The organism is Cohaesibacter gelatinilyticus, from assembly GCF_900215605.1.
Lineage (GTDB): Bacteria > Pseudomonadota > Alphaproteobacteria > Rhizobiales > Cohaesibacteraceae > Cohaesibacter > Cohaesibacter gelatinilyticus.
Genome location: NZ_OBEL01000001.1, coordinates 607,623 through 619,529, shown reverse-complemented (window position 1 = coordinate 619,529; position 11,907 = coordinate 607,623). Strand labels below are relative to the sequence as shown.

10 protein-coding genes are annotated in these 11,907 nt (G+C 49.8%); 1 reads left to right on the top strand and 9 read right to left on the bottom strand.

What is annotated here, in order from left to right; genetic code table 11:
* Nucleotides 1-64: 64 nt before the first annotated feature.
* The 9 genes from CRO57_RS02725 to CRO57_RS02685 form a co-directional block, all read right to left on the bottom strand.
* Nucleotides 65-1,069 carry an ABC transporter substrate-binding protein gene (locus CRO57_RS02725; RefSeq protein WP_097151858.1) on the bottom strand — a complete coding sequence of 335 codons (1,005 nt, stop codon included), beginning with the start codon at nt 1,067-1,069 and terminating at the stop codon, nt 65-67.
* A 124-nt stretch (nt 1,070-1,193) separates the two neighbouring features.
* Nucleotides 1,194-3,122: a TonB-dependent receptor domain-containing protein gene (locus CRO57_RS02720; protein ID WP_170955923.1), complete on the bottom strand. Its 1,929-nt coding sequence runs from the start codon at nt 3,120-3,122 to the stop codon at nt 1,194-1,196.
* 236 nt (nt 3,123-3,358) lie between these two features.
* Nucleotides 3,359-4,531: an NnrS family protein gene (locus CRO57_RS02715; protein WP_097151856.1), complete on the bottom strand. Its 1,173-nt coding sequence runs from the start codon at nt 4,529-4,531 to the stop codon at nt 3,359-3,361.
* A complete protein-coding gene (locus tag CRO57_RS02710) occupies nt 4,524-5,753 on the bottom strand; it encodes an NnrS family protein (RefSeq protein ID WP_097151855.1) in 1,230 nt (409 codons plus the stop codon). Before CRO57_RS02710 ends, CRO57_RS02715 begins: the two co-directional genes overlap by 8 nt.
* Nucleotides 5,750-6,553: an ABC transporter ATP-binding protein gene (locus CRO57_RS02705; protein WP_097151854.1), complete on the bottom strand. Its 804-nt coding sequence runs from the start codon at nt 6,551-6,553 to the stop codon at nt 5,750-5,752. The genes CRO57_RS02710 and CRO57_RS02705 overlap by 4 nt, the downstream gene beginning before the upstream one ends.
* Nucleotides 6,543-7,322 (bottom strand): ABC transporter permease, encoded by a 780-nt coding sequence (locus CRO57_RS02700; RefSeq protein ID WP_097151853.1) that lies wholly within the window; start codon nt 7,320-7,322, stop codon nt 6,543-6,545. Before CRO57_RS02700 ends, CRO57_RS02705 begins: the two co-directional genes overlap by 11 nt.
* Before the next feature lie 24 nt (nt 7,323-7,346).
* Nucleotides 7,347-8,345 carry an ABC transporter substrate-binding protein gene (locus CRO57_RS02695; RefSeq protein WP_097151852.1) on the bottom strand — a complete coding sequence of 333 codons (999 nt, stop codon included), beginning with the start codon at nt 8,343-8,345 and terminating at the stop codon, nt 7,347-7,349.
* Between the two features lie 171 nt (nt 8,346-8,516).
* Nucleotides 8,517-9,269, bottom strand: a complete 753-nt coding sequence (locus tag CRO57_RS02690; protein ID WP_097151851.1) for a sulfite exporter TauE/SafE family protein — start codon at nt 9,267-9,269, stop codon at nt 8,517-8,519.
* 39 nt (nt 9,270-9,308) lie between these two features.
* Entirely contained in the window at nt 9,309-10,214 is a 906-nt protein-coding gene (locus CRO57_RS02685) for a LysR substrate-binding domain-containing protein (RefSeq protein WP_097151850.1), read from the bottom strand.
* Between the two features lie 330 nt (nt 10,215-10,544).
* Here CRO57_RS02685 and ugpB point away from each other — a divergent pair, with 330 nt between their 5' ends.
* The gene (gene ugpB, locus CRO57_RS02680) at nt 10,545-11,855 is read left to right on the top strand and encodes a sn-glycerol-3-phosphate ABC transporter substrate-binding protein UgpB (protein WP_097153159.1); all 1,311 of its coding nucleotides are present in this window, start codon (nt 10,545-10,547) and stop codon (nt 11,853-11,855) included.
* Nucleotides 11,856-11,907: the final 52 nt, after the last annotated feature.

Genomic DNA, 11,907 nt, shown 5'->3' with positions numbered 1-11,907 from the left:
CATAACTCGATGTCAGGGGGCAAAGAATATGCTCTCAAAGTGCCAACTCTTGCAAAGAGGTATTCTATAGGTAGAAATTCTCACTAGGCAGCTTACCACCGATGATGGCTGGAGACATGCCTTTGAGCACGTTATAGAAACGCTCCAGCTCTGAACGAGATGCCTTGCCTGATTTCACATCAATGTTGCTGAATGGAATGGCTCGCTCGATAATTGGTGCTTTCAGGCCAAGATAGGTTGCGCCAATTTTAGCGGCACTTGCGGGATTATTGCATGTCCAACGACCGGATGTGACCATAGCTTTATTGAAGGCATCAACAAGCTCTGGGCGTTCTTTGGCAAGCTTACCAGAAATCATCATACCCGCCTGTGGAATCTTCGATCCGCCACCGATGGTACCACCCCACTCTTTCTGCATATCCAATGCACGGGTGATACCAACACCGCTTTTCATGCCCATCATCTGGGATGCAGTTGCAGCAGGTTCTGGCAGCACCGCCATTTCGGCTTTGCCAGCAATGAGCATTTTCATGGCTTGAGGCGGCGTGCTGGTATATTGCAGTTTGAAATCGCGACCTGCTTTCATACCAACTTTTGCCGCCATGGCACGGAAGACCAGATCCGGCATATCATTTTTAAATGGCATGAGGATCGTCTTACCTTGAAGGTCCTTGATAGAAGAGACCTTGCCTTCGCGAGACATCAAGTAGAGCAAGCCCCATGTCACGATGCTGCCCATATGGACATCGACACCACGGTTATAGAGGTTGGCCGCCACATAGCTTGGCGTACCAGTAATCTGCATTTTTCCAGACAGCACCCCCGCCCGCAGTTGATCAGGATTGCGCCATAGCTCGAACTTCACCTTTTGGGCATGGTCTTTCAGAGCCCCAGACTGGACCAAATGGGCCAGAGCAATGGACGGTCCGGCTGGAGGACCATAGATGGTCAGACTGTCCAAGCCTTGTGCGATGGCTGGAGCAGGAAAGAGTGAGTTGACTGCACCAGCCGTAAGAGTGGTGCTGAGGCCCACAGCCGACCAGGCAAGAAAGTCACGACGATTAAGCATAGCGAATACCTAGAGTTTATTTGACGCATATCCTTATCCGAAAAGTCGAACAGCTTTCCGGGGATGGGTTCTTGTTCACGCCAATCCTTGTCCGAAAAGTCGAACAACTTTTCGGGGATAGGCTCTAAAAATTGAGTTGCGAGCGCAGGAAGAAGTTCCGGCCCGGTGCATTGATCTTGGTTTTGGTGGCAGCAGCTACGTGCGTACCGGTAATATGCTCCTGATAATCAGCGTTGAGCAGATTGTTCACACCTGCTGTAACCGACCAGCGATTGCCAATCTGGATGCCGCCATAAGCGTCAATTGTGGCAAAGCCCTTGCCTTCGCTTTGATCCATTCCAAGGCCAGTTGTGACGTTGGTATCAACACGGCTTTGATCTGCAACCACACGCAGCTTTGCGCCGATATTCCAAGTACCGACGGAACCAAGCATGTCACGATAATCAATCAGGAAATTGGCTTCCAAAGGTGCAATCTGATAGAGCGCTCGGTTATCGCTTTCATTGTTGCCCCACAGATAGGCGGCTTTGACTGCGGTGGACCAATTATTGGTCAGATTCCAACGAGCCTCGAAGTTCACGCCGGCGAAGAGCGCATCGATGTTACGATAGATAAGTGCGTTGTCATTCTGCAGAATGCCGGTTTGACCATGCGCGCGATCAAACGCAATAAAGTTATCGACCGCATCCACATACCCGGAGAGGCTGACTTTCATATTGTCCGCATCAAATGGACCCTCAGCATTGGGGCTCAGTTGGCCATAGCCTTTGTAATTGGCACCAGTCCATATGAAACCGAGTTCGGCTTTATGATGCGCTTCCGGGTCCAGATTAGGGTTGCCAATCCAGCGAGCTGACGCAGTCGGGTTCGTGACCGCATGGTAGGCTTCAATGTTATCCGGAGAGCGAACTTTACGGCTCAGATCTGCAAAGACTGAGAATCTGTTATCCATCGCAGCTTTGCTGACTCGCAAACGGGCTGAGATATTGTGGTCATCGCGTTTAAAATCCCCGCTAGCGCCGTAATATTGGCCATAGAGTGCGGCAGGTGACATGTTAAATGCCGGAGCCGCCGGTGGAGGGTTCACAACTTGACCGGTCTCATTCACGGCCTCAGGGTCTGCGTGGATATAATCATAGCGAACACCGGCCTGCAATTTGAAGCCATTCTCGAAGTTGCGTTTGCTATCCAATGACAAACCAAACATCGTGCGGGTGATGTCTGGCAGTTTGATTGCGTTGATAATGCCGCCTTGAGAATCCTGATACCGACGGGCGTCATGATTGTCCCATCCACCACTCACTGCGGCAGTCGTTGCCCACCCCCCCAGATTCAGCTTTGCGTTTGCGTCACCTTCCAGAATATGTCGCTTGGTAAGCGCTCGCATATTGTTGCCGGGATTGCCGTCATCGCGGTTGGTGTAATTATCAGGCTCACGTTCGACATTCTTTGATGCGAAATTCAGTCCGAAGCCTTTGAGTACATCGCCTTCCAGTGCCTGTTCAAAACTGGCCTTCCCGACATAGCGGGTGGTGGTTGGCACATCCATCGCGTGATGCGGCTGAATATCATCCTGGATGACATCACGAATGCCGACCAGCTTCAGTTTACCACCTGCATTTGGCATCCATTGAATAACGAGTTGCTCGGTATCGCGCTTGTAACCGAACTTGACTTCGTTGCCATCGGCATCGTCGTAATCATCTGCCTGATCGTAACGCATGCCAGCCAGAACCACGATACCGGGTGCCATCAAACGTGCCTGAGCAGCACCGGTTTTGACGCTGCCATCACCGTTATAGCCGCCCATGACCTTGACCATGCGGTTGGCTTTGGCGACGTCCCCTTCCACGCCCGTTGTCATCGGCAGTTGATCATCATGTCGGAACTGCATCGCTGGCTTTGCAAGCAGAAGCTCAAGAGGAGAAGGAACAGCTGGCGGCCCACCCGCCGCATGACGCATCATACTCTGTGTTTCAATGAAATCTGCTGCTGTTGCATTATCGGAATGGCCAATGACACCAAAGATGCTAATGCCAATTATTAGCATCATTTGATGTTTTTTCAGTCGCACGTGGTTTGACATCTCAATCTCGCTCATCGGGAAAGCATCATTTTATATCATGATTTTTATATTCAAGTTTTATAAACTTGTATAATAGATTCAAAATAAAATCAAAGCGAGTCAGACGACAAATTGACGCATCAAAAGCCTATATATTTCAGAAATTTAATCGCGCATTCAGCTTCACTCAACTTTAGTCGAGTGAAGCTCATCCGTGTTCATGGTCACGCGCGTGGGCGAGTCAGAATTTTCCAATAACTGACAAAGAAGAGGCCAAAGGCAAGGCTCCAGAAAATGGCGGAGATTGCTATTTCAAGCAAGTAGAGCTGAGGCATGACGATGGGGCCGAAAACTCGAACCATCGCCCCCAATGTGACGAAAATGAAGATGAAGGTCTCTACTTTGCTGGCGATAATTTGCCGTCCAGTATGCCCTAATGCAGACCGTGTCATCATAGCCAACATCATGCCACCCATGGAGCCAACCGTTAAGGCATGCAACGCAAGAATTTGATCTATCGGTGCCCCTGCTAATGAGGCCGCACGCAACAGCAATGCAATGGGCAACCAGCTATAGGCAAGAGGCAAAATCCATAGCATAGGATTTGCCAAGGTGATTTGAGGTCTCCAAAGAGCAACTTTGGTGCAATGAAGCAATCCTAGTGCAAGCAGAAACCCTGCTCTTGGCATAGCCCAATCATCTGTAAGCCCCCAGGCAAGATCACTGAGCAGCAACAGAACCATGCCCGTGACAATGGCATATTCCAGATTTTGGTGACGCTGTGCTCGTTTGCTTCCTGTAGCATTATTGCAAAAGAGCGGGATAATCCGCCCGCCAATCACCGTAATGAAGATGGCAAACACATCCAGTGCAATCAAAAAGACCGTATTCGGGTCTACTGAAATCCAGTCATAGGCGATGGCATAAAAGGCACCGTTGGCCAGTGCCAATAAAAGCATCAGCAGAAATGTGAAATAGTTTCGTTTGTTACCACTTCTAATCAAAGGCACTGCGATACCCAATGCCGCCAATGGCAGGAAAAGAAGATCGATAATTGGCACCCAAGGGCCGGCATCAAAAATCAGCATGATCCGTGCTATTGCCCAGAGCAAAAGCAAGGCCGCCAGAGCTTTGCCATTGGGCGTTGGCAGGCCACTCCAGTTGCGAACGGCAGTGAAGAGGAAACCGACCAGAATGGCAACGGCAAAACCAAAAATCAGCTCATGGGCATGCCATAGCGATCCTTCAAACGGGCCCTGAAGTTCCACAAAATCGAATAGATAGGCCACCCAAATGAGAAGACTTGCCGCTGCGTAGAATGCACCTGCCAGATAAAACGGTCTAAAGCCTAAGGAAAAGAGCGCATCAGTTGAGAATTTTCGGGTGTTGTCAGTCATTCACATTCTCCGCCAAAATCCATGGCGTAATTTGCCTCAGATAAAAGGCAAAGCTTAAAGCAAAACAGATCCATGCGAGCATCATCCAATCGATATCCGGCAAGACAAGCGGTAACACTGATCGTGCGACGCAGGCCATGACCAAAGTCAGGATAGATGCGATGAATAGCGGGTATGGAGCAAGACTGCGTCCGGTATGTCGGGTCCCAGCAATAATCAGGACCATCAGAGTTGCCAGTGAGAAACCACCAATGAAGAGCATATGCCGCCCGGCAACCAGAGCCTCTACAGGTACCAATTCCAATAGACTTAGGCCTTGTAATGCCAATCCGACAGCCAGGAACCAATAGACCAAGTAGAGACTTTTGGAAAAGCTTGTACCCAAAGCCCCTTTCATATGCCAGTCCTGAAGGATATTGAGAACAGAGCAGCTTGCCGCCAATGCCAACCATCCTTGCAATCCATCTGATGCCTGCCCCATACGCGCCAGCGTATAAAGACCAAGGCAGAGCATAGCAGCGCGGCGAAATGGGGGACGCGGAATGAACTTCACACCATCATCGCGCTGATCCAGCGCATGATTGACAATAACCGTCGAAATTGGAGCAAGAGCGGTAAGCACCATGATGGCGAAAGCCCCTTCGGCCATTGCAAGGCCGGTATCAAAGCTCAATACCCATTGCGCGTTTATCACGATGCCATCAGACACATATCCGACCACACTAATGCCTTGTGCTATAGCCAGCAGAATTACAGGCCAGATCAGATGACGCATTTTGGCAGTCCAAAGCGGTGGCAAAATGCGGATTGCCAGTGCAATCAAAAACGCAAAGTGCAAACTGAAGGCAAGCCATACTGGCACCCAATCAGACCCCCAGAAAGCAAATCTACCCGCCAACCAAAGGAGCCCCAATCCAAATAACTCCCAGCCAGCCACTGGAGATGTTTTGCTCCAGGATGGTACAGCCGTGGTCAGAAAGCCTGCCATAGCTGCAACCAGAAAACCAAAGATCATGTCATAGCGATGCAAGGCCAGTGGACTTAGTGAAGCCTCAATCGAGATCAAACCGGATAAGCTCAATCCCCAAAAAAGGATAAGACCAAGGGCGCTGAGTGCTGCAAGCGGGAAGAAAACCCGAAAACCATCAGAGAAAACCGGATGATCAATGAATCGTATCTGCTCTTGTGGCTGCTCCGTTGGCTGCAGGATACCTTCACTCATAGTACCTGATCCCAATCATGCATTCTGAACAATTCCGCTACTTCGCTATCACACAGCAATTCTGCTTCCAGATCCGCGACCATATGGCGTGTGCGCTCTTCCAAAGGGATACTGACCTTGATTTCTTTCAAGAACGCCCCTGGGTCGGGAGACATGATAATGACGCGGTCACTCAAGGAAAGCGCTTCAAACACATCATGGGTCACCATCAAAACTGTGCAATTTCGTTGACGCACTTCACCAAGCAGCAAGCGATACATTTCCCGGCGTCTGCCAATATCCAAGGCACTGAATGGTTCATCCAGAAAGAGTAAGTCCGGTTCTATCATCAGAGCACGGGCAAGAGCCGCACGCTGACGCATTCCACCTGACAGTTCGGATGGATATTTCACCATATCTTCGTCGGAAAAACCCATGATCTGGGCGGCTTTTCTGAGACGCCTTGCTTTCTCATCGGAAGGGATTGTGCGCCCTCTGAAGCCGAAGCTCATATTGTCGATCAATGTCTTCCAAGGCAAAAGACGATGCTCCTGAAACAGGACAGCACTATCTTTTGTCTTGCTCACCACTTTGCCTTCGCTTGGCTCCAACAGCCCGGCAGCAATTTTAAGAAATGTTGACTTGCCACAGCCCGAGGGCCCAATAAGACTGACAATCTCACCTTTATTGATACCGAGTGCACATTCATCAAGCACTTGTTGCAACGGATGGTAGCGATGATCAGTTATTTTGACTTTCAAAACAGGATCGGGCGATGAAACATCCTGCGCTGTCTCTAGTCTTCCAGGGTCAAACATCATTTCTCCAACCCTCCACATGCTCTTTTATGGGATTGAGAAAGAAGCCTTCCAGAAACAGCAACAGGCCAACAACAGCAACGATCCAGGACATGGTGGTGACGGTATCGATATTCACTCTCGCCTCTGCCAGGCCTGCACCAATACCTTCGCTGGATGAGAGAAGCTCTGCCATAACAACCACCTTCCAGCTGAGACCGAGTGCAGTAGCCCAAGCTGGGAACAAGTAAGAGATGACTTGTGGGATCTGGACATGCCAAACCTTGTCCCACCAGGGAATTTCGAAGCTATCTGCCATCTCATCCAATGTAGCATCCCGCATTCGGATGCCTTGCAAAGCTCCGGCGAAAACCAAGGGCACAGTGGAAATGAAAACAGTAAAGACAGGCGTACCATCGCTGCCGCCGAACCAGAGAAGCGCCAGCACGATCCAAGCAATGGGCGGCACGCCCAGCATGACAGTCAGAAATGGGCGGCACAGGATGGCCAATGTATTGGACCATCCTGCAAGCAAACCGATGCAAGCACCAATCAAACTGGCCAATGCAAAGCCGATCATGGCTCTACGGGCAGTAATGGCGATATAGTCCAGCCCTTCGGATTGCTGAAAGATCGTCAACAATTGTGAGAAGGACTGTAGGGGATCAGGAAGAACGAGCGCGCCGAAGCTCTCATAACCAACTTGCCACAATGCAATGATCATGAAGACCCCAGCCAAAGTTCCCCAGCCGGACCAGATCCGGGCAATGAATGAGCCGGTTTTCGCTATCATGCTCGCTCCCCCTCCCTTGCCAGATTACAGATAGAAGCTGGCGTCAGGCAGCTTGCCGCCAATGATGGCCGGGTTCTTTTCAGCCAGCAGACCATAGAAGGTTTCAAGCTCATTGCGGATATCGCTAGCCCGCTCCATGGTCAGGTGCGTATGAGGAATAGATTTGGCGATGACAGGTGCCGGCAGAGGCATGGTCTCGGCCGCAACCTTGGCCGCTTCCATGGGATTGCCCTGTACCCATTTGGTGCCTTCCATAGCCTGTTTCTGGAATTCTTCGATCAGTGCCGGATTCTTATCCAGCAAATCCTGATGCACCATGGCGCCTGCCATTGGGAAGCGCCCTTCCCCACCAGTCACAGATGCCCACTCCTTGGCCAGATCCAGCGAGCGATACAGCTTTTTGCCTAACTTCTTACCTTTGACCATGCCTGCAGTCGCTGCAGGCTCAGGCAGAACGCAATGTTTGATACGGCCAGACAGCAGCAATTGCAGAGCTTCAAACGGAGTACCAACATAGTGGAGTTTATAGTCGGTTCCGACCTTCAGCCCTTTTTCTTCCATCACTCTGCCAAAGACCAGATCCGGCATATCATTGCGGAAGAACATGCCTACAGTCTCGCCCACCAGATCTTCCGGCTTTTTGATGGCTTCATCAAAACTCAGAACATAGAGCATGCCCCACGTCATGATGTTGAGCATTTTTACCGGAAGGCCTTTGTTGGCCAGATTGGCAGCGACATAAGATGGAGTGACCGCCAGTTTCCAATCACCAGAAACAAAATTGGCGCGCAATACATCAGGGGATTTATAGATTTCGAAATCAACCGTACCGCCTGCAGCTTTGCTCAGCAAACCCTGTTTGGCCATATAGGCCAGCGTGACAGATGGCCCAACTGGAGGCCCATAAAGGGTTAGCGCACTGGCAGCATTGGCTGCAGTTGCAATAGAACTGCCCGCCCCCAAAAGCAGACTAGAGCCGATGATGGATGAAGTATAGCCGAGCAAGGACCGACGAGTGATCATGATGATCTCCTTGGAAAATCAACGTTATTATGGTCCTCGATGAAGGAATGTGGGCTGGTCAGGCCTTGGCTATGTCTTATAATATGAAACTTACAATCAAATTTTGATCAACGTCAATCCAGTTGCAATTAAGTTGCAACTTCATTGCTGATTTTTAATATTGTCTACCGATTAAAAGATCGTTCGTATGATCAAGCTAGCGCCCATCATTGAAAGCATCACAAGAACTGTTCGTCTAAACATCTCGGTGGATAGGCGGCTTCGATAGCTCTCCCCAAGCTTAAGACCGAGGAATGCAAAGAATGTTCCAATAAGTGAGACTAGAACCGCATCTATTGAAAACAAGTCCAACTTCATCAAACCCAAAGCCATAACGAAGCTCGAGAGCGTGAAACTACAGTTCATTGCCTGTACAAACATCTGACGGTTCAACCCGAGAGCCATCAGGTAAGGTAAAGAAGGCATGACTTGAGATCCGGTTAGCCCATTCACGACGCCGGTCAGAAAGCCACTGATGACACCTAACGGATTTTCCAAAGAAGGTTTCAAGCGGAAATCAGGCTTCGCAAAGGAAACCAGACACCAGATGATCAGAATACCACCAAGTAGAGCTCCAGCCATGCCACCATCAATAACGTCCAAAATCCAAAGACCAATCAATAGTCCAGGGATCGTCGCCAGCAACATCAGATGAAACCGCTGTATGGTTTGCGTGAACTGACCAGCACCATGCATGATAATGAGATTGGCCAAGACGGAAGGAATGATCACCAACGACAGAGCGTCTTTGAGACCCACTGTCATTGCAAGGAATGGCAGGCACATAGTTGAAAAGCCAAGACCAGAAATACCTTTCGCAAATGCAGCTGACAAATATGTCAGGATTATCGCAATAATTTGCCAAAGGTCATAATCCAATTGCATCCGCTTTTTCCTCGGCTTCGTGACGATCGTGGAGCACCGCTATTTTCTGGTCGTTCGGACCTGATAATCATCCAGACTGCTCACAAACATATCAATGAATTCCATGGTAACCATGGAGCGCGGAGTGTGAGTTGGATAGAGAATATGTACTTCATGTGGGATCACCGGAGAAAAAGGTTTGATGATCAAACCTTCCTTCTCATATTCCAGAGCATCAATAATAGAGACTACGCTCACCCCTACTCCATTGGCAACAATCCTGCACGCAGCACCAAACTGCCGTGTTTCAATCAATGAGTTCAGCCTTGCACCAGAGGATTCAAAGGCTGTTTTGACCAGATTGAAAAATCTGCTGGCTCGTCTTGTATGGATGAAAGGTTCTCCATCCAGGTCCCTGGGGGTGATTTGTTCTTTGTCTTTCAATCGATGATTGAGGGGCAGTATCGCAACCGTTCGCATCATGAGCGGAATTGATTCAATCACCGGATGATCGTGATAGTCGGCTGTAATACCCAAGTCATATTGTTGCGAGATAATCCAATCGAGGATCCTCTCAGGACGATCAGGTTCCAGTGCCAAGGTAACGCCAGGGCGTTCCTTCAAAAACTGAGCGATGATGCCAGGAAGATGGGTAGTCGCAAAACCAGGAAGGCAGGCAACGCGAACATGGCCAACCTTACGTTCATGGATCTCTTTGGACATCTGTTCGATGTTGCGCAAGCCGGCCATGACACGATCAATTTCATCAAGAAGGAAACGCGCCTCATGCGTGGGTACCAGCCGCCCGCCTTCACGCACCAGAACAGGAAACCCAAGGCTCTGGACTAATGAATTGATCAACCTGCTCACAGCGGGTTGAGAGATGCCAAGTTGTTGACCAGCAAGGGTAACATTGCCTGTGAGCGCCACTGCACGGAAGGCTTCCAATTGTCTGACTTGAAGCATTGGTCGAAATCTCCCGACTTATTCCCAAAGGTATCTTCTTGAATCTTTACAACTTCCCGCTTCTATAACACAATGTTATGACGATTGCGAAAAAAATTCATTTGAATTATTTTTCTCACCTAATAAGCTTGTGACTGTCTGGTATGGCTGGCCAAGGACATGTGCCTGGCTAAAGCGCTTCTCTCCTGCGCAAGCCAACTGCGGGATGGTTGATGAGATTAACCTCCCCGCCTTTGATCAATTGGAAGCTGCCAATTGAACACTAGCGAAAGACATTTCTGGGGGGAGAGTGAATTTACATTTGTCTCGAATGAGCAAAGGACAATGAAGATGAAAATGTCTCGCAAAGTTGCATGTCTGCTGGGAGCCAGCATGCTCGCCGGTCTCGTTTCTCCTGCATTGGCTGCTACCGAAGTTCAGTGGTGGCACGCAATGGGCGGCACCAATGGTGAACGCGTCAACAAAATCGCCAATGATTTCAACGCAACCCAGTCTGACTATAAAATTGTACCTGTCTACAAAGGCAACTACACCGAAACCATGACTGCCGCGATTGCTGCTTTCCGTGCGAAACAGCAACCACATATCGTGCAGGTCTTTGAGGTTGGCACTGCAACAATGATGGCTGCCAAAGGCGCCGTATATCCAGTTGAAAAACTAATGGCCGACTCTGGCGAAGCTTTCGACAAATCCCAATACCTGCCTGCAGTGATCTCTTACTATCAGACCCCTGAAGGCGAACTGCTCTCCATGCCGTTCAACAGCTCCACTCCGGTTCTGTGGTACAACAAAGACGCCCTGAAAAAGGCTGGTGCTGATGTTCCTAAAACCTGGGACGATGTGAAAGCTGTTTCCAAGAAGCTTGTCGACAGCGGCATGAAATGTGGCCTGTCGTTCGGTTGGCAGTCCTGGGTCATGATCGAGAACTTCTCCGCATGGCATAATATTGAAATGGGCACCAAGGAAAATGGCTTTGCCGGTTTTGACACCGAGTTCACCTTCAACAATGACAAGGTTGCAAACCGTCTCGACGATATTGCTGCCATGTCCAAAGACAAATCCTTTGTCTATGGCGGTCGTCGTGGTGACTCCTTGCCATTGTTCACCAATGGTGAATGCGGCATGTGGATGAACTCTTCCGCTTACTATGGCTCCATCAAGGGTCAGGCCAAATTCGAATTCGGTCAGACCATGTTGCCTCTGGATACCAAGGTTGCTGACAAGCCACAGAACTCCATCATCGGCGGTGCAACTCTTTGGGTTCTGCAAGGCCATGAGAGTGAAGAATATAAAGGCGTGGCCAAATTCATGACCTACCTGTCTTCTCCAGAAGTACAGGCTTGGTGGCATCAGGAAACCGGCTATGTTCCGATCACCACTCCTGCTTACGAACTGTCCAAGAAACAAGGTTTCTACGACAAGAACCCGGGCACGGATACTGCTATTCAGCAGCTGAGCCTGAACACGCCAACTGCTGCTTCTCGCGGTCTGCGGTTCGGTAGCTTCGTTCAGGTTCGTGACATCATCAACGAAGAGATGGAAGCGCTCTGGAACGGCTCCAAGGATGCAAAAACCGCTCTGGATGATGCCAAGAAGCGTGGTGATGCGTTGCTGCGTAAATTCGAGCGCTCTGCCAAATAAGCTCGCTATCTGAATAACGCATCCTGGCGCTGCTTGCGCCGGGGTGCTCCTG